The organism is Nocardioides seonyuensis (assembly GCF_004683965.1).
Classification (GTDB): Bacteria; Actinomycetota; Actinomycetes; order Propionibacteriales; family Nocardioidaceae; genus Nocardioides; species Nocardioides seonyuensis.
Genome location: NZ_CP038436.1, coordinates 2,546,243 through 2,563,732 on the forward strand (window position 1 = coordinate 2,546,243; position 17,490 = coordinate 2,563,732).

Genomic DNA, 17,490 nt, shown 5'->3' on the forward strand with positions numbered 1-17,490 from the left:
TTGACGACAAGGGATGTGACTCAGCACACTCATCGTGTCCACCCGGCCTGTCCACCCGTGTGCTCACACAAGTCGTGGCAGAGCCGCCAGCTCAGGGAGAGTCCATGTCACGCAGCCCCATCCACCGCGTCGCCGCCGCCGGCGTCGCCCTGCTCTTCAGCACCACGGCGCTCGTCGCCTGCGGCGCCAACGAGGCCCAGACCGGCGGTGAGGACGGCGCCAGCGAGAGCCAGGTGATCGCCCTGCTCCTGCCCGAGTCCAAGACCACGCGCTACGAGACCTTCGACCGCCCGCTCTTCGAGGACAAGGTCGCCGAGCTCTGCGAGGAGTGCGAGGTCGTCTACTACAACGCCGACCAGGACGAGGCCAAGCAGACCCAGCAGGTCGACGCGGCGATCTCCGAGGGGGCCAGCGTGATCGTGCTCGACCCGGTCAACGGTGCAGGGGCGGGCGGCATGGTCCAGTCCGCCCAGGACGCCGGCGCCCAGGTCATCGCCTACGACCGGTTGATCAAGGAGGCCGACTACTACATGTCCTTCGACAACGAGACGGTCGGCAAGATGCAGGCCGAGGCGCTCGTCGAGGCCATGGGCGACAAGGGCAACATCCTGATGCTCAACGGCGCCCCCAGCGACCCAAACGCCGCTCAGTTCAAGGCCGGCGCCCACAGCGTGCTGGACGAGTCGGGGGTCAAGATCCTCGAGGAGTACGACAACCCCGACTGGAGCCCGGAGAACGCCCAGTCGTTCGTCACCGACATGCTCAGCAAGTACGACGCCAGCGAGATCCAGGGCGTCTACGCTGCCAACGACGGCCAGGCCGGTGGCGTCGTCGCGGCCCTGACCGGCGGTGGCGTCGCCAAGGACGCCCTGCCGCCCATCACCGGCCAGGACGCCGAGCTCGCCGCCATCCAGCGGATCCTCGCGGGGGAGCAGGCGATGACGATCTACAAGCCGATCCCGATCGAGGCCGAGACGGCCGCCGAGGTGGCGGTCAAGCTCGCCCAGGGCGAGGACATCGGCGACACCAGTGACACCGGGATCGACCAGACCGAGTACGAAGGCGTCACGTCCTACATCTTCACCCCGATCGTGGTGACCAAGGACAACGTCAAGGACACCGTCATCGCCGACGGCTTCTACGAGACCTCAGACGTCTGCACGGGCGAGTACGCCAAGGCGTGCGAGGCGGCTGGCATCTCCTGATGTCGACCAGTGACACGTTGGCACCGGCCGGGGAGAGCGTGCTCTCCCTGGCCGGCGTCACCAAACGATTCGGGGCCGTGCAGGCCCTCACCGACGTCCACCTCGAGGTCCGTGCAGGCGAGGTCGTCGCCCTCGTCGGCGACAACGGTGCCGGGAAGTCCACGCTCGTCAAGGTGATCGCGGGGGTCTACACCCCCGATGCCGGGGACATCAACTTCGCCGGCAAGAAGATCACCGTGAGCGGTCCTGCCGAGGCCCAGTCGCTGGGCATCGCCACGGTGTTCCAGGACCTCGCCCTGTGCGACAACCTCGACGTCGTCGCCAACCTCTTCCTCGGCCAGGAGAAGCGGGTGGGCCCGTTCATCGACGAGGTCGCGATGGAGCAGGAGTCCTGGCGGCTGCTCAAGACGCTGTCGGCCAAGATCCCGTCGGTGCGCATCCCCATCGCCTCCCTGTCGGGTGGTCAGCGCCAGACCGTCGCCATCGCGCGCAGCCTCGTCGGGAAGCCCAAGGTCGTCATGCTCGACGAGCCGACCGCGGCCCTGGGCGTCGCACAGACCGCCGAGGTCCTCAACCTCATCGAGCGACTGCGCGAGACCGGCCTCGGGGTGATCCTGATCAGCCACAACATGGCCGACGTGCAGGCCGTCGCCGACCGCATCGTGGTGCTCCGGCTCGGGCGCAACGCCGCGGAGTTCAAGGTCGAGGAGGCCTCCACCGAGGACCTCGTCGCGGCCATCACCGGTGCCTCTGACAACGTCGTGTCGGCACGCGCGCAGCGGGAAGGCGGCCACCATGGCTGATGACGTCACCCAAGCGGCCGTGGCCGCCGACCTGGCCGACGAGCGGCTCATCCGCTCGCAGGGCCCGCGCGACATGCTGCGGACGACGTGGAACCGCCTGAAGTCCGGGGAGCTCGGGAGCCTTCCCGTCGTGCTCGGCCTGATCGTGATCGCGGTCGGCTTCTACGCGGCCGAGCCACGATTCCTGTCCTCACGCTCCATCGTCTCGATCACCCAGTTCGCCGCGCCCATCGGCATCATCGCGCTCGGCATCGTGCTGGTGCTCCTCCTCGGCGAGATCGACCTGTCCGTGGGCTCGGTGAGCGGCCTGGCCGCCGCCTGCGCCGCGGTTCTCATGGTCGAGAAGGGGCAGAGCGAGGTGGTGGCGATCCTCGCCGGGATCATGGTCGGGGTCGCGATCGGCGCGTTCTACGCGTTCCTCAACACCAGGCTGGGGGTGCCGTCGTTCGTCTTCTCGCTCGCCGGCCTGCTCGGCTTCCAGGGTGCACTGCTCTACGTCCTGGGCAGGAACGGCACGATCAACCTGCCCTCCGACTCGTTCCTCGTGCAGTTCACCCGCTTCGAGTTCGTCAGCCCGGTGCTGTCCTACGTCCTGGTCCTCGCGATCGTCCTCGTCTACGCCGGCTCCCAGCTGTGGGCCATCCGGCAGCGCAAGGCAGCCGGCCTCAGCGCACCAGCCATGGGGGTCGTGCTCGCCAAGGCCGGCGCCCTGCTGGTCGGGCTCGGGGCGGCGACCTACTACGTCAACATCGACCGTGGCTGGACCTACCTGTGGGTCTTCTTCGCCCTGCTCGTGGTCATCATGGACCTCGCGCTGCGCCGTACCCGCTGGGGACGCCACGTCTTCGCCGTGGGCGGCAACGAGGAGGCGGCCCGTCGCTCGGGCATCAAGGTGGACCGGATCTACGTCTCGGTCTTCGCGCTCTGCTCGACGTTCGCCGCACTGGGAGGCCTGTTGGCTGCGGGCCTGCAGACCTCGGTGTCCCAGGCCAGCGGCACCACCGACACCAACCTCACGGCGATCGCGGCGGCCGTCATCGGCGGCACGTCGCTCTTCGGTGGGCGTGGCTCCGCCTACTCGGCGATGCTCGGCATCATCGTGCTGCAGGCGATCCAGACCGGCCTCAACCTGGTGGGCGTCGACTCCTCGGTCCGCTTCATGGTGACCGGTGCGGTGCTCCTGCTCGCGGTGGCCATCGACTCCATCTCACGACGCGCGCGGGCCTCCAGCGGGCGAGGCTGAGGAGGGCTTGCCCCCGGGCGGCTGTCACGGTTTCCTCTACCTGTGAGTGCGACGAGCCAAGAGCCTGACAGCCGCCCTGCCGGTCCCGCGCGTCGCGACGTGCTCATGCTCGGGGCGGGGGCGGCCGTCGGGGCGGTCGCCGTCGGTGGCGGGTGGGCCCTCGCCGAGCGCGACGACGGGGACGAGAAGGCGGAGGCGAAGGCGCCGTCGGTGGAGGCGGACACGCCGCCCGCGCCCGACCTCCAACGGTTCGTCAGCACCCAGCTCGTGGCACCGAGGGCGTCCACCTGGCGCAAGGAGGGCGCGGCGCTCTCCGCGGGCCTGCTGCTGACCTGCTGCCGCACCCCGAGCTTCCGAGGCCTCATCTACGACGACGCCGGACAGCCCGTCTGGATCGAGCCCGACGGCAATGCCGGCATCGACCTGCGGGTGCAGACCTACCGCGGGCGTCCGGTCCTGACCTACTGGACCGGGCTCGTCCTCGAGGGGCTCGGCTTCGGCAAGGGCGTCCTCCTCGACGAGCAGTACCAGGTCGTCGCCGAGGTGCGTGCCGGCAACGGCATCCTCAGCGACTTCCACGAGTTCAAGCTCACCGACCAGGGCACCGCGCTGGTGACGGCCTATCCCGTGATGCCGTTCGACCTGAGCCCGATCGACGGTCCGGCCGAGGGGTGGATCTTCGGCGCCTGCGTGCAGGAGATCGACGTCGAGACCGGCGAGGTGCTGTTCGACTGGGACGGCATGGAGCACATCGACCTCACCGAGACCCACCGCAAGCGGGAGGAGGGCGAGGGGGAGTCGCAGGAGAAGCCCTTCGACCCGGTCCACCTCAACTCCGTCGTCCGCGACGGCGACGCCTACCTGCTCTCGGCCCGCCACACCAGCACGGTCTACCGCGTCGACCGCTCCGGCGAGATCCTGTGGCGTCTCGGCGGTGAGCGCAGCGACTTCGAGGTGCCCGAGGAGGGGCGCTTCGGGTGGCAGCACGACGCGCAGCGCCAGCCCGACGGCACGATCACGATCTACGACAACCACGACAACGCCACCGAGACCGACTCCGTCTCGGCGGCCCTGCGCTTCGAGGTCGACGAGGAGGCCCGTACGGCCACCCTGGTCCAGGCGCTGCGCCACGAGGACCGCTACGGCTACGCGATGGGCAACGCCCAGTACCTCCCCGACGGCCACGTCGTCGTGGGCTGGGGGATGGACCCGATCGTCACCGAGTTCGACGAGTCGGGGGAGGCCGTCTTCGAGCTGCGCGACCTTGCGCTGGGGTCCTACCGCGCCTACCGGCACGAGTGGACCGGTCGACCCCGGACCAGCCCGGACCTCGCGATCGGCCCCGATGGGTCGGCCCACGTCAGCTGGAACGGCGCGACCGAGGTCGCGCGCTGGCGCCTGCGCCAGCAGGGGGGAGCGGTCGTCGCGACGGTGGACAGGTCCGGCTTCGAGACGGCGATCCCACTCGACGGCGCCGGCGGCCGGCTCGTGGCAGAGGCGTTGTCGCGCTCGGGTCAGGTGCTGGGCCGTTCGCGGGCCGTCACCGTCTGAGGCCGCGCGACGCGGCTGACGCTGCCCGGACAGGGTCTGGCCCCGGGGGCCGCTGCGGGTCTACGGTCGCGAGATGACCACTCGCCGACGCCTGCGGGCGCTGCTCGCCACCCTGCCGCTGCTCCTCACCGCGCTGGTCCTTCCGGGTGCGGCGGCGAGCCCCCCGTCCTACGACCTCGACGTCCTGGGCGACTCCTACGGCTCGGGCTACGGTGTGCCGCCCTACGGGGCCTGCGGACGGTCGGACGCGGCGTACGGCGTCCAGATCGACGGCCGCATGCGCCTGCGCCTCGACGACTTCGTCGCGTGCGCGGGCGCCACGACGGCGAGCCTGGTCGCCGGAGGGCAGCTGGAAGCCCTCGACGAGGACACCGACGTCGTGACGCTCAGCATCGGCGGCAACGACATCGGCTGGTCCTCCGCCGTGGTGGCGTGCCTGGTCGGCGGCGACCCCCAGTGCGCGCTGGCGTCCGAGGCCGTGCGCACCCGCATCACCGACGACCTGCCCGCACTGCTCGACGGGTTGTACGACGACGTCCGGGACGCCGCACCCCGCGCCGAGGTGGTCGTCACGGGTTACCCGCGGCTCTTCTCACCCGAGTACGGCACGTTCGTCGCCATGTCTCCCGCAGAGCAGGAGGTGCTCAACGAGGGTGCCGACCTCCTCAACTCGGTCATCGCCGGCGTGGCCGACCAGCACGGGTTCACCTTCGTCGACGTGACCAAGCGATTCGTCGGGCACGGTGTCAACGCTGCGGATCCCTGGGTGCTCGGCCCGCTGGACCCCGGCGCCTTCCACCCCGACGCAGCGGGCTACGCGGCCTACACCGAGGCGGTGACCGCGGCGATCAGGCCCTCCCGCCTGCGCTGAGGGGCCGGCGCCGACGTCGTGTTGGCGCCCACCCCGGTCAGTGGACCGTCTCGATCGGAGCCCGGATCTCCTCCACGGTGAGCTCGTGGTCATCGCGGTCGAGGCGGCTCGGCCACCAGATCCTGCCGCCGAGGTCCATGTTGATGGCGGTGACCAGCACGGACCTGACGATCATGGTGTCGAGGATGACGCCGAGAGCCACGGCGACACCGAGCTCGGCCAGGAACACCATCGGGATGGTGCCGAGCACGAGGAACGTCGCCGCGAGCACCAGGCCCGCGCTGGTGATGACACCACCCGTGGAGGTGAGCGCGATCAGCGAGCCCTTGCGGGTGCCAGCGTTCATCGTCTCCTCGCGGACCCGGGTCATCAAGAAGATGTTGTAGTCGATGCCCAGCGCGACGAGGAACACGAACGCGAACAGCGGGAAGCTCGGATCGGCCCCGGCGAAGCCGAAGACGTAGGTGAACAGCAGCGACGAGAGGCCGAGCGCGGCTCCGAAGGACAGCACCACCGTGGCGATCAGGATCAGTGGCGCCACCAGCGAGCGCAGCAGCACCATCAGGATCAGCAGCACCACCACCAGGATGATCGGGATGATCACCAGGCTGTCCCGCTCGGAGGCCTGGAGGGTGTCGAGGAAGAACGCCGAGTTGCCGCCGACCAGTGCGTCGGCACCGTCGACCGCGTGCACGGCGTCGCGCACCCGCTCGACCGTGTCGAAGGCCGCCTGGGTCGACGGGTCGTGGTCGATCGTCGCCTCGATGAAGCCGACGCCGTCCTTCGTCAGCGGCTCCGAGGGCTCCTCCACGCCCTCGATGCCGTCGACCGCCGCCGCGACCGCATCGGCCTGCTCGGCGTTGGCGACGACCACGACCTTGTTGGACTGGTCGACCAGGCCGTGGTCGACCAGCACCTGCTGGCCGGTCACCGACTCGAACTCGGTGGTGTAGGTCTCCTCGGTCGTCAGGCCGTTGGTGTTGAGCGTGAACAGGCCCAGGCAGGCCACGGCGAGCAGGACCGAGGTGAGGATCCAGACAGGGCGCGGCCTCGGGGCGATGGCGCGACCGACCTTGGCCCAGATGCCCGACTGGGTCGGCTCGGGGGAGCCGAACGTCGGACGCCGGGGCCAGAAGACCCAGCGGCCGGCGATCACCAGCAGGGCCGGGAGCAGGGTCACCATCACCAGGAAGGTGACTGCGATGCCGATCGCGGCCACCGGGCCGAGACCTGCGGTGGAGTTCATCTCGGCGAAGAGCAGGCACAGCATGCCCAGGACGACCGTGGCGGCGCTCGCCAGGATGGCGGGGGCTGCCCGGTGGAGGGCGAAGGCCATCGCCTCGTGACGGTCCTCGTGGCGACGCAGCTCTTCTCGGTAGCGCGCCACCAGCAGCAGCGCGTAGTCGGTGCCGGCGCCGATCACCAGGATCGTGAGGATCGCCTGTGACTGGCCGTTGACGGTGAGGTCGGCGTACTTGGCCGCGAAGTAGATGATCGCCTGCGCGGTGAAGAGGGAGATGCCCGCGCAGATGATGGGGAGTATCCACAGCACGGGGCTGCGGTAGGTGAACAGCAAGATGATGATGACCACGCTGAGCGTGGCGAAGAGGAGCGTGCTGTCGATGCCCCCGAAGGCCTCCGCCGCGTCGGCCGCCTGGCCTCCGCCGCCTGCGATGTAGACCTCGACCCCGTCGATCTCCGCGATGTCGCGCAGGTCGTCGGCGATGCCGGGCATCTTGTTCCAACCCTCGGAGCCCAGGGCGAAGGTGACCTGCGTCTGGGCGACCTCGCCGTCCTCCGAGATCGCCGGGACGCCGATCTGCTGGGCGGCAGCAGGGCTCACCACCGAGGGCATCCCGCCCTCATCGGTCTCCTCGACACCGTCCATCGCAGCGATCTCGACCGCGTGCTCCTCGATGTCGGCCAGGTCTGCCTCGGTGAGTCCACCCTCGCGCTCGTAGACGACGAGCGTCGGGATCGCGTTGGGGTCCTGGAAGGGGCCCAGCTTCTCGAAGGCGCGCGTGGACTCCGCGGTGTCGGGCAGCCACGAGGAGGCCTCGTTGTTCTGGACGTCGGTCAGCTTGGCTGCGAAGCCTGCCGACCCGACGGCGATCAAGAGCCAGGTGACGAGGACGAGCCACTTGGTCACGCGGCCGGTGAGCGATCCGGCGATCTGTCGATGCATACCCACGAGTGAATCGGAAGGCACCGACTGTCCGCATCCGTGATTCCCCGGAGGTCTAGACCGGGTTCCACCCGGGCGGGGACGGACCTAGCGCGTCTGGAGGCGGAACGGGAAGGCGTCGTCCATCGACGCCTTCCGCGGCTCGACGGCGTACTCCATCGAGCCGTCGACGCCGAGCCGGACGATCGCCCACTTGCCGTCCTGGTAGGTCACCACGAGCACGTGGTCGGCGTCCTCCCACACCTCGTCGAAGTACGTCGCCGAGTGCTGGTTGCGGGCGTAGGTGAAGGCGCGGACGATCGAGCCGTCGCGGAGGTCGAGGATGTCGAGGGCGCCGGGACCGAACCCGTCGGCGTAGGCGGGCGTGCCCAGGACGTGTCGGTTCCCCGGGGAGATGTCCGACAGCTGGTTGTCGCAGGTGCGCCACTTCATCCGCCAGCTGCGCAGCATCGCGCTGCACGAGCCCATGTCGCTGAACGACGTGATGCCGCCGAGCCAGCGACCGCGGCCGGTGGTCGTCTGGCGCAGCCGGGGGACGCGGTCCACGATGCCGTGCGAGGTGGTGTAGAAGGTGCGGTGCGGCCCGTTGACGGCGATCGTGCACCCGCTGCCGGAGCCGCCCTCGCCCTCCTTGCAGCTCTCGCCCGTCACCGCAGCGGCGCGCACGGTGCGGTCCATCGGGACGCGGTTGAAGCGGAGGTGACGATCCCCCTCGGAATCGATGGCCCAGACCCGACCCTGCCTGCCTGCGAACGCGACGGCCTTGCCTCGCGCCGACACGGCCAGGCCGTGGCCGGTGCGCCACTCGCGACGCCCGGGCGCGCCGTCCGCGCCGATCCAGCGCACCGTCGTCGGACGCTCCAGCCCCGTCTGCACGACGTACCCGGAGCCCATCGGTGCGAACGCGACGAGGTTGTCCGCCACGGGGGTCGTCGTGCCGTCGGGTCCGTGGATGACCGTCCCGCCCGCCTTGCGCTCCGCCCACGCGATCGCCGGCGGCTCGCCCTGGTCGAGGCCGCGCACGTCGAGGACGGTGGGCCTCGACTCCGAGGCGGGCGCAGCACGCCCGGAGGGCAGCACGGAGGAGGCGAGGGCGAGAGCGGTGACAGCCAGCAGGACGGCCCGAGACGTGGTCTTCATGCTGTGTAGACGTCTGTCGCTGCCCCGAGGTTGCGTCATCCTGGAAAGGCCTCCGGCAACGTGCGGCCCGCGGCTGCCAGCACGCCTCGCAGCCGGTCGGGCCGGTTGGTGATCAACCCGTCCACCCCGAGATCGACGAGGTGCCGCATCGTCGGCTCGTCGTCCACGACGTAGGGGATGACCGCGAGCCCACGGTCATGGGCGGCGACGGTCATCGCGAGGTCCACGAAGGGGACGTACGACGCGTCGTCGACCCCGGCGAGGAAGGGGCTGCCGTGGATGGGCGAGATGGCGTCGAAGCCCGCCGCCGCGGCGGCCTCGACCCAGCCGCCGGGGACGTCGTCGATGTCGAGCTCGCCCAGCCAGGGGGATGCGCCCTGCCGCCCGGGCTGGAGGTACTTGTCGCTCGCCAGCACGTTGCGCCGCAGCCGCGGCTCGCACTCCTCGACCAACCGGAGGACGTCCCAGTCGAAGCACTGCACGCTGGTGCAGTCCACGAGGCCGTCGATCCGGATCGCGTCGACCACCACGGCGACGAAGTCCTCGCGCGAGGTGAGCTCGGCGGCCGCCACGGCGTCGTACTTGATCTCCAGGTTGATCCGCACGGGCGTGGCACCACGTGCCTCGAGAAGGGCGGCCACCTCGCGCAGCAGGGGCATGGACGGCGGCAGGTCGGCCCGGGTGAGGTGGCGGATCATCCGGGCGTCCGCGAGGGCGGGGTCGTGGGCCACGACCACGTCTTCCTCGGATGTCAGGTGGACGTCCAGCTCGAGCGTCGACACCCCGAGCGTCAGGGCGCCGCCGAACGCCTCGAGCGTGTTCTCCGGGTGGAGCCCGGCACCGCCCCGGTGGGCCTGCAGGTCGAAGGGCGGCGTCGGGCCCGTCACGTCACTCGGCGGGGTGGGCGTAGAGGCCCTCCACCACGTCGGCGTACTTCTCGTTGACCACCCGGCGCTTGAGCTTCAGGGTCGGGGTGAGCTCCGCGGACTCCGCGGTCCACTCCTGCGACAACAGCTCCCACGCCTTGACCTGCTCGGGCCTCGAGAGGCGGGCGTTGGCCTTGTCGACGGCGTCCTGCACCATCGCACGGATCTCGGGCCTGGCCGACAGGTCGGCGAGGTCGGTGTAGGTGACACCGATCTTCTCGGCGACGAGCGGGGCGATCTCGCCGTCGAGGGTGAGGACCGCGACGACGTAGGGCTGGTTGTCGCCGATCGCCATCGCGTGCCCGATGATCGGGGACTCCTTGAGGTAGTTCTCGATGTTGGAGGGCGCGATGTTCTTGCCGGCCGAGGTGATGATCAGCTCCTTCTTGCGATCCACGATCGAGAAGAAGCCGTCGTCGTCGAGGGTGCCGATGTCACCGCTGTGCACCCAGCCGTCCTCGTCGATGATGTTGCGGGTGGCCCCTTCCTGCCGGTGGTAGCCGGCCATCGTGACCGGGCCACGGATCAGGACCTCCCCGTCCTCGGCGAGCTTGACCTCCATGCCGGGCGTGGGGCGCCCGACGGTGCCGAGCTTGAAGCCGCCGGGGCCGTTGGCGGTCACCGCCCCGGTGACCTCGCTCATGCCGTAGACGTCGTAGACCTTGAGCCCGAGCCCGGCCATGAACTTCGCGACCTCCAGCGGCATCGGCGCGGCCGCCGAGCCGGCCCAGGTGACCTGGTCGAGGCCGAGCAGCAGCTTCAGGAACCCGAGTATCGCCGCGTCGGCCTCCTCGTAGGCCGCCTGGATCTCGGGCGTCATCGTGCCGCCCACCTCCTGGGCCTGGACCCAGGCGAGCCCGGCCGCCATCGAGTCCTCGACGAGCTTGACGTTGGCGGGATCGGGGTCGGCGGCGAGCTTGGCCGAGATGCCCGTCTTGATCTTCTCCCACACCCGGGGCACCCCGAAGAACGCCGTCGGGTGGACCTCGCCCAGAGCCGCGAGGAGCTCTGCCGGGTCGCCGATGCAGTGGGTGTGGCCGCCGAGCACCTGCGGGCCGTAGAGACCGAGGACCCGCTCGGCGATGTGGGCCAGGGGGAGGTAGCTGATCTGCACGTGGGAGGTGCCGCCCTCGAGGCCGGCGGCCTCCATCGTGCTGAACGCCTCGTACTGCACGTTGTGGTGGGTCAGGACGACGCCCTTGGGGTTTCCGGTGGTGCCAGAGGTGTAGAGGATCGTGGCCGGCGAGCTCGGGTCGAGCTCGGCGTGCCGCTGCCTGAGCTCGTCTGCGTGGTCGGCGCGGTAGGCCGCACCGCCCGCCACGAAGTCGGCCCAGGAGAGGTAGAGGTCGCCCTCGGGGACGGCGTCGGCGTCGAGCACGACGACCCGCTTGAGGGACCCGCCTGCGATCGCCTCGGTCCAGCGGTGGAGGTGGTCGGAGTTCTCGAGCACCGCCAGGGCGGGGGTCGACTCCTCGGCGATGAAGCCGACCTGCGCGGGCGAGAGGGTGTTGTAGATCGACATCGGCGTGGCCGCGGCGTGGACCGCGCCCATGTCGGCCAGGAAGTGCTCGATCCGGTTGGTCGCCATGATGGCCACGGTGTCGCCGACCCCGATGCCGGCGTCGACCAGCGCGGCGGCGACGTCGAGGGCGGTCTCCCGGGTCTCGCGCCAGGTGAGGGTGCGCCACGACTCGCCCTCGGGTACGTCGTGCCGGTCGGAGTAGGCCGGCTGGTCAGCGTGCCTCTCCGCGGTGTCGGCCAAGGAGTCGATGAGGGTGCGGCCGGCCACCGTCGCCTCGATGCGGGCGCGCTCGGCGAGGACCGTCTCGTTGTCGAGGGTCGGGGTGGTCAGGGCGTCGGTCATCGTGTCTCCTCGACAGCGGCCAGGGGTGTGAGCGGGGTCACGATCCTTGCCGGTCGCTCCCACCCTGTCCAGCACCTGCCCATGGCCGCTTGCTTATTCGAGTAAAGCGTACTTATCATGATGAGGTGCTGACCGACCGCGAGCAACAGATCGTCGAGCTGCTCCGTCGCGACCCCTTGATGGGCTCGGAGGCGCTGGCGGCCGCGATCGGCACGACCAGGGCCTCGATCAACGTGCATCTCTCCAACCTCGGCAAGAAGGGCGTGATCCTCGGGCGCGGCTACGTCCTCGCGACGGAGCCGGGCGCGGTCGTGATCGGTGGCGCCAACATGGACCTGAAGGCCCGCAGTGCCACCCGCGCCACGCCTGGCACCAGCAATCCCGGCGAGGGGTCCATGGCGCCGGGCGGCGTGGCCCGCAACATCGCGGAGAACCTCGGTCGCCTGGGAGACCGGGTGCACCTGGTCAGCGTCGTCGGTCGCGACGCGCTGGGTGAGACCCTCCTGAGCCACACCGCTGCCGCAGGGGTCCGGGTCGAGCACGTCGCCCGCACCGACGACGTCGCCACCGGCACCTACACCGCCGTCCTCGACGCCGACGGCGAGCTGATCGTGGCCATCGCCGACATGACGGCGACCGCCCACCTCGGCGCCGACCACCTGCGAGCCGCACGCGACGTGATCGCCAGCGCAGACATCGTGGTCGTGGACGGCAACCTCTCCCGCGAGGCGTTCGACCTCGCCCTCGACCTGGCGTCCGGCAGGCGGGTGATCTTCGAGCCGGTGAGCGTTCCCAAGGCCGCAGGTCTGCGCGACCTCCTCGACGCACGGGTCCACGGCGTGACGCCCAACCGTGACGAGCTCGCTGCGCTCACCGACCTGCCGACCCGCACCGACCGGCAGGTCCGCCAGGCCGCGGCCGCGCTCCACCAGCGCGGCATCGAGCTGGTGTGGGTCCGCCTCGGCGAGCGCGGATCTCTGCTCAGCGCCGGCGACGGCATCGTCGAGATCCCGTCCGTCCCGACGACGGTCGAGGACGTCACCGGGGCCGGCGACTCGATGCTCGCGGCGTTCGTCCACGTCCTGCTCGACGGTGGCGAGGCCATCGAGGCCGCGCGCTTCGGCCACGCGGCCGCGGCCCTGACCATCGCCAGCCCCCACACCGTCCGTCCCGACCTCACCCCGCGCCTGGTCTCCGCCACCTTGGAGTCCGCGGCGCCCGACACTGCAGCACCACACCCGAAGGAGCCTGCATGACGACCATCCACCCCGCCCTCGTCCTCACCGACGAGGTGGCCCAGGCGCTGTCCGACGGCGCTCCCGTCGTGGCCCTCGAGAGCACGATCATCAGCCACGGGATGCCCTACCCGCAGAACGTCGAGATGGCGATCGAGGTCGAGCGCATCGTCCGTGAGGGCGGCGCGGTGCCGGCCACCATCGCCGTGCTGGACGGCGTGCCCCGGATCGGCCTCGACGCGCAGGGTCTCGAGCTGCTCGCCACCCACGAGGACGTCGCCAAGGTCAGCGTCCGAGACCTTCCCTACGTCATCTCCCGGGGCGCCCACGGAGCGACGACCGTCGCAGCCACGATGCGCCTGGCTTCCCTCGCCGGCATCAAGGTCTTCGTCACCGGAGGGCTCGGCGGCGTCCATCGCGGCGCGCAGCAGACCTTCGACAGCAGTGCCGACCTCACCGAGCTGTCGCTGACCGACGTCGCGGTGGTCTCGGCGGGCGTGAAGTCGATCCTCGACATCGCGCTCACCCTCGAGACGCTCGAGACGCTGCACGTCCCCGTCGTGGCCTACGGCACCGACGAGTTCCCCGCCTTCTTCTCCCGCGAGAGCGGCCACCAGGCCCCGATGCGCGTCGACACCCCTGCCGAGGCGGCCAGGTTCATGGCAGCCAAGTGGGGCCTGGGCCTCACCGGCGGGGTCTCGCTGGTCAACCCCATCCGCGAGGAGGACGAGATTCCCGCGAGCGAGATGGACTCCGTCATCGAGCAGGCCATCCGCGACATGGAGGCCGCCGGCGTCCACGGCAAGGAGGCCACGCCCTTCCTGCTCGGCCGCATCGTCGAGATCACCGGCGGTGCCAGCCTCGAGGCCAACATCGCCCTGGTCAACAACAACGCCCGTCTCGGCGCGCAGGTGGCCGTGGAGCACGCCGCCCTGGAGCAGGTCGTCCGGTGACCGCCACCCGGTCGGCGCGAGCCCGGAAGGCCGGGGTCGAGGCGGGCGCGCTCGCAGACGTGAGCATCGACCTCGACGCCGAGGACCAGTTCGTCTACAAGATCGCCTGCACGGTGTGCAAGGCCAAGGGCCACCGCGCGTGGTCGACCCTTCGCAAGGGCGAGGACAACGGCTACCTCGCCGCTATGGACCGCTGGACGTTCCACCTGGTGGAGAAGCACCCGGACGCGACCGCGCCCTGCCTGTCGTACCTCCCGGCTGCGCAGCAGCGGCTGCACGAGCGCCGCGAGGGTCCTACCAGGTGAGCTCGATCTCCAGCTCGTTCTCCTCGCCGAGCTCGACCTCGATCTTCAGCTCGACCTCGTCGGGCACGCTCACGGTGACCTGACGGCCCTCGCGCTGGAACGACACCGAGTTGTTGCTGGAGAGCGAGTCTGCGAGGGCACGCAGCTGGGCGGCGGCCTCCTCGCGGCGCATGCGCTTGGTCTCCGCGATCTCGAACAGGTCCATGTCGTCTCCTCCGGTGAAGTGCTGTCCTGACGAAACGTACCGAGCGGTCCCAGCGGTGTCTGCGCCGACGGTCTGCATCGACACTGCTCGCAGCCCGCGGGTAGCGTCATGGAGATGCCGCAAGATGCCACCCCTGACGACCACACCACCGACGACATGGCCATCGACGACATGGTCCGCGAGTCAGCGCTGCAGCTGTGGGCGGCCGCGCAGACCGACTTCGACCCGTTCGAGGTGCCGCCGGAGGAGTGGGGCCCGAACATCGTGCCCGTCCGGGACGCCGACATCGCCCACGACACCCGCCGGGACGTCGACGACGTACGCGCCTCGCTGCGGCGCCTGGACGGGTCGCGGCTCGTCCTCGCCGAGGACGCCGGCGACCTCGTGGTGGCCAGGATCATCCCGGACGACGTGCCGCTGTAGACCCCGACTGCCGCGCGTGGGATCGCGCACGGCTGCAACGTCCCGACTTCCCATCTGTCCCGGAGCGTTCGGGACTCCGGACCCGTGCGTGGCGCGGGAGAGGCGCCCATCCTGAGCTGCATCTGGTCCGGGGAGAGGCTCCGGGACAAGTCGAAGGGGACGACGTGATGCACACATCCACAGGCACGGTGATCCTGGTCGGCTGGGCATTCGTCGTGCCGCTGCTCCCGGCCGTCCCGGCGAGCGCCGCCGAGGCGATGTGCGAGGGCCGGGCCGCGACGCACATCGGCACGGAGGGGGACGACGTGCTCGTCGGGACCGATGGCGACGACGTGATGGTCGGTCTGGGAGGCGATGACACCGTGTCCGGGCTCCTCGGCAACGACGTCATCTGCGGTGATGCGGGGTCGGACCGTCTGGCAGGCATGGCGGGCGACGACCGGATCCTGGGTGGGCGCGACAGCGACGCCGGTGGCGATGTCATCTGGCCGGGAACGGGCAGTGACCACGTCGATGCCGGTCTCGATCCACTGACTCTGGAGGACTACTCCGTCCCGGCGGACACCATCAAGTACGAAGACCTCCTCGAGGCCGGCGTTGCGGGTGGGATCCGCGTCGATCTCTCCACGGCTGCCCTGGGTGGGCTGGGCGTCGTGGTGGAGCCGTCGGGCACCGACCACGTCGTCGTGGCCGAGCTCCTGGCCATCGTGGGCACCCGTGAGGCGGACGTGATGATCGGCTCGGCGTACCCCGACGTGCTGGCGGGTCGCGGCGGCGCGGACCAGATCGACGGTGGCGGCGGACATGATGCCCTCTACGCCGACTACTCGGACAACGACGTGCTCCCGGAAGCCGACGGCCCGGACGAGATCGACGGAGGACCAGGCAGCGACTGGATCGTCCTGGGGCGGGCCGGGGGTACGGCGCGCGGCGGGGAGGATCCCGACCACCTCGCGGCCGGTCCGGCGAGCGGCCAGGCCGATCTCCATGGTGAGGACGGGGCGGACGAGATCCTCGTCGCAGCCACGGAGGACGTCGACGTCGAGGGTGGCGCCGGCCGGGACAGCATCGTCCTGGGCCTCACTCCCGGGTCGCGCGGCATCTCGCTGGACGGAGGCAGCTCGAACGATCTCGCCCTTCTCCACGTGCGCAACGCCGGTTTCCCGCAGGGATCCACCATCACCGTGGACCTGGCCCGCCGCGTGCTCCACACCGGCATGCGGGCCGGTCGGTTGCACAGCCTCGAGCTCATGGGGTTCATCGGCAAGGACGAGCAATGGCGGGTCCGTGGCACCCACCGCAACGAGAGCGTCCTGCTGCGCGGCGGGCGCGGCCTGGAGGCCCGGATGGGCGGAGGGCGCGACACCGTCGTCGGCACGCGTGGCCCCGACGTCCTGGACATGGGTGGTGGCCGTGACTTCGCCAACGGCCGCCAAGGGAGGGACACCTGCCTTGCTGCCGAGCGGGTCCGGAGCTGCGAGAACGTGCGCGGCGGCCGGTCGGACCGCGCGGTGCGCCAGGCGCGTGAGCAGGCACGCGATGCGCTCGGGGGCGTCGTGCCCCGGACCAGTGCGGTGCCTCGCCTGCCGGTAGGCGGGTCCGGGCTGCACGAGTGATGGAGCCCAGATAGCGTCCCCGCATGCGTGTGAAGCTCGGCCGCCCCTCCCTCGACCCCTACCGTCAGCGGTTCGACGTGCCGGAGGCCGACGCGGGGCCGAGCGTGACGTTCCTCGGGGTCTCCACGCTGCTCTTCGACGACGGTGAGGCGGCTGTGATGTTCGACGGCTTCTTCTCCCGCCCCTCGCTCGCGAAGGTGGCCCTGCGCCCGCTGCGCCCCGACGTCCGCCGCATCGACGCGGCCCTCGACCGGCTGGGCCTCGGACCGCGCGTGGGACAACGGCGCCTCGAGGCGGTCGTCCCGGTCCACACCCACTACGACCACGCCCAGGACTCGGCCGAGGTCGCCCGACGCACGGGCGCGGTGCTCGTCGGCGGTGAGTCGACGGCAAACCTCGGGCGCGGGGGCGGGCTGCCGGAGGAGCGGCTGCGGACGGTCACCTCCGGTGAGTCGGTGCCGTACGGCGCCTGGTCGTTGACGCTGTTCGCCTCCCGGCACTGCCCTCCCGACCGCTACCCCGGAGAGATCACCCAGCCACTGGTCCCGCCGGCCCGGGCGAGCGCCTACAGCTGCGGGGAGGCCTGGGCCGTGCTCGTCGAGCACGTCAGCGGACGCACCGCACTGGTGCAGGGGAGTGCAGGGTTCGAGCCCGGGCTGCTCGACGACCGGGAGGCGCAGGTGGCCTACCTCGGGGTGGGTCAGCTGGGCATCCAGGACCAGGGCTACATCGAGTCCTACTGGGCCCACACCGTCGGGACCCTCGGCTGCCGACGGGCGGTCCTCACGCACTGGGACGACTTCTTCCGCCCGTTGGACCAGCCGCTGCGCGCGCTGCCCTTCGCCGGGGACGACCTCGACGCGACCATGCGGGTGCTCGAGCCGCTCGCAGCGGCAGGCGGCACCGCCCTCCACTTCCCCACGGTGTGGCGCCGCGAGGACCCGTGGCAGGGCCTGGGGTGACCC

At 70.7% G+C, this 17,490-nt stretch carries 16 protein-coding genes; 11 read left to right on the forward strand and 5 right to left on the reverse strand.

Annotation, left to right across the window (positions count from 1 at the left end; genetic code table 11):
- The first annotated feature begins 104 nt into the window (after positions 1-104).
- The 5 genes from EXE58_RS12350 (at position 105) to EXE58_RS12370 (ending at position 5,673) form a co-directional block, all read left to right on the forward strand.
- Positions 105-1,205, forward strand: a complete 1,101-nt coding sequence (locus tag EXE58_RS12350) for an ABC transporter substrate-binding protein (protein WP_135268171.1) — start codon at positions 105-107, stop codon at positions 1,203-1,205.
- Complete coding sequence (locus tag EXE58_RS12355; RefSeq protein WP_135268172.1) at positions 1,205-2,008, forward strand: ATP-binding cassette domain-containing protein; 804 nt, start codon at positions 1,205-1,207, stop codon at positions 2,006-2,008. Before EXE58_RS12350 ends, EXE58_RS12355 begins: the two co-directional genes overlap by 1 nt.
- On the forward strand, positions 2,001-3,251 hold the full coding sequence (locus tag EXE58_RS12360) for a sugar ABC transporter permease (RefSeq protein WP_135268173.1): 1,251 nt from the start codon (positions 2,001-2,003) through the stop codon (positions 3,249-3,251). The genes EXE58_RS12355 and EXE58_RS12360 overlap by 8 nt, the downstream gene beginning before the upstream one ends.
- 42 nt (positions 3,252-3,293) lie before the next feature.
- On the forward strand, positions 3,294-4,802 hold the full coding sequence (locus tag EXE58_RS12365; protein ID WP_135268174.1) for an arylsulfotransferase family protein: 1,509 nt from the start codon (positions 3,294-3,296) through the stop codon (positions 4,800-4,802).
- Between the two features lie 73 nt (positions 4,803-4,875).
- Positions 4,876-5,673 (forward strand): SGNH/GDSL hydrolase family protein, encoded by a 798-nt coding sequence (locus tag EXE58_RS12370; protein WP_135268175.1) that lies wholly within the window; start codon positions 4,876-4,878, stop codon positions 5,671-5,673.
- Positions 5,674-5,710: 37 nt separating this feature from the next.
- On the opposite strand, the gene EXE58_RS12375 is transcribed toward EXE58_RS12370, so the two are convergent.
- The 4 genes from EXE58_RS12375 to EXE58_RS12390 all read right to left on the reverse strand — a co-directional run bounded on the left by EXE58_RS12375 (position 5,711) and on the right by EXE58_RS12390 (position 11,788).
- Positions 5,711-7,858 carry an MMPL family transporter gene (locus tag EXE58_RS12375; protein WP_135268176.1) on the reverse strand — a complete coding sequence of 716 codons (2,148 nt, stop codon included), beginning with the start codon at positions 7,856-7,858 and terminating at the stop codon, positions 5,711-5,713.
- 87 nt (positions 7,859-7,945) lie between these two features.
- Positions 7,946-8,998, reverse strand: coding sequence for a hypothetical protein (locus EXE58_RS12380; protein WP_135268177.1), 1,053 nt, complete (start codon positions 8,996-8,998; stop codon positions 7,946-7,948).
- 35 nt (positions 8,999-9,033) lie between these two features.
- Positions 9,034-9,885 (reverse strand): glycerophosphodiester phosphodiesterase family protein, encoded by an 852-nt coding sequence (locus EXE58_RS12385; RefSeq protein ID WP_135268178.1) that lies wholly within the window; start codon positions 9,883-9,885, stop codon positions 9,034-9,036.
- Position 9,886: 1 nt separating this feature from the next.
- Positions 9,887-11,788, reverse strand: a complete 1,902-nt coding sequence (locus EXE58_RS12390; protein WP_135268179.1) for an AMP-dependent synthetase/ligase — start codon at positions 11,786-11,788, stop codon at positions 9,887-9,889.
- Between the two features lie 125 nt (positions 11,789-11,913).
- Between EXE58_RS12390 and EXE58_RS12395 the strand changes: the two genes are divergently transcribed.
- Genes EXE58_RS12395 through EXE58_RS12405 form a run of 3 tightly spaced genes read left to right on the forward strand, consistent with a single transcriptional unit; the run spans position 11,914 to position 14,281 of the window.
- Positions 11,914-13,044 carry a carbohydrate kinase gene (locus EXE58_RS12395; RefSeq protein ID WP_135268180.1) on the forward strand — a complete coding sequence of 377 codons (1,131 nt, stop codon included), beginning with the start codon at positions 11,914-11,916 and terminating at the stop codon, positions 13,042-13,044.
- Positions 13,041-13,976 (forward strand): pseudouridine-5'-phosphate glycosidase, encoded by a 936-nt coding sequence (locus EXE58_RS12400; RefSeq protein WP_135268181.1) that lies wholly within the window; start codon positions 13,041-13,043, stop codon positions 13,974-13,976. Before EXE58_RS12395 ends, EXE58_RS12400 begins: the two co-directional genes overlap by 4 nt.
- Positions 13,973-14,281: a hypothetical protein gene (locus EXE58_RS12405; protein WP_135268182.1), complete on the forward strand. Its 309-nt coding sequence runs from the start codon at positions 13,973-13,975 to the stop codon at positions 14,279-14,281. The genes EXE58_RS12400 and EXE58_RS12405 overlap by 4 nt, the downstream gene beginning before the upstream one ends.
- Here EXE58_RS12405 and EXE58_RS12410 read toward each other — a convergent pair.
- The gene (locus EXE58_RS12410) at positions 14,271-14,486 is read right to left on the reverse strand and encodes an amphi-Trp domain-containing protein (RefSeq protein ID WP_135268183.1); all 216 of its coding nucleotides are present in this window, start codon (positions 14,484-14,486) and stop codon (positions 14,271-14,273) included. The genes EXE58_RS12405 and EXE58_RS12410 overlap by 11 nt on opposite strands.
- 114 nt (positions 14,487-14,600) lie before the next feature.
- Here EXE58_RS12410 and EXE58_RS12415 point away from each other — a divergent pair, with 114 nt between their 5' ends.
- The 3 genes from EXE58_RS12415 (at position 14,601) to EXE58_RS12425 (ending at position 17,487) form a co-directional block, all read left to right on the forward strand.
- Positions 14,601-14,909 (forward strand): hypothetical protein, encoded by a 309-nt coding sequence (locus tag EXE58_RS12415; RefSeq protein WP_135268184.1) that lies wholly within the window; start codon positions 14,601-14,603, stop codon positions 14,907-14,909.
- A 167-nt stretch (positions 14,910-15,076) separates the two neighbouring features.
- The gene (locus EXE58_RS12420) at positions 15,077-16,525 is read left to right on the forward strand and encodes a calcium-binding protein (protein ID WP_135268185.1); all 1,449 of its coding nucleotides are present in this window, start codon (positions 15,077-15,079) and stop codon (positions 16,523-16,525) included.
- A gap of 23 nt (positions 16,526-16,548) precedes the next feature.
- Positions 16,549-17,487: an MBL fold metallo-hydrolase gene (locus EXE58_RS12425; protein WP_135268186.1), complete on the forward strand. Its 939-nt coding sequence runs from the start codon at positions 16,549-16,551 to the stop codon at positions 17,485-17,487.
- Positions 17,488-17,490 lie beyond the last annotated feature (3 nt).

Coding starts and splice junctions, on each gene's coding strand:
- EXE58_RS12350 (WP_135268171.1), top strand. CDS start 105: ATGTCACGCAGCCCCATCCACCGCGTCGCCGCCGCCGGCGTCGCCCTG.
- EXE58_RS12355 (WP_135268172.1), top strand. CDS start 1,205: ATGTCGACCAGTGACACGTTGGCACCGGCCGGGGAGAGCGTGCTCTCC.
- EXE58_RS12360 (WP_135268173.1), top strand. CDS start 2,001: ATGGCTGATGACGTCACCCAAGCGGCCGTGGCCGCCGACCTGGCCGAC.
- EXE58_RS12370 (WP_135268175.1), top strand. CDS start 4,876: ATGACCACTCGCCGACGCCTGCGGGCGCTGCTCGCCACCCTGCCGCTG.
- EXE58_RS12375 (WP_135268176.1), bottom strand. CDS start 7,858: ATGCATCGACAGATCGCCGGATCGCTCACCGGCCGCGTGACCAAGTGG.
- EXE58_RS12380 (WP_135268177.1), bottom strand. CDS start 8,998: ATGAAGACCACGTCTCGGGCCGTCCTGCTGGCTGTCACCGCTCTCGCC.
- EXE58_RS12390 (WP_135268179.1), bottom strand. CDS start 11,788: ATGACCGACGCCCTGACCACCCCGACCCTCGACAACGAGACGGTCCTC.
- EXE58_RS12400 (WP_135268181.1), top strand. CDS start 13,041: ATGACGACCATCCACCCCGCCCTCGTCCTCACCGACGAGGTGGCCCAG.
- EXE58_RS12410 (WP_135268183.1), bottom strand. CDS start 14,486: ATGGACCTGTTCGAGATCGCGGAGACCAAGCGCATGCGCCGCGAGGAG.
- EXE58_RS12415 (WP_135268184.1), top strand. CDS start 14,601: ATGCCGCAAGATGCCACCCCTGACGACCACACCACCGACGACATGGCC.
- EXE58_RS12420 (WP_135268185.1), top strand. CDS start 15,077: ATGCACACATCCACAGGCACGGTGATCCTGGTCGGCTGGGCATTCGTC.
- EXE58_RS12425 (WP_135268186.1), top strand. CDS start 16,549: ATGCGTGTGAAGCTCGGCCGCCCCTCCCTCGACCCCTACCGTCAGCGG.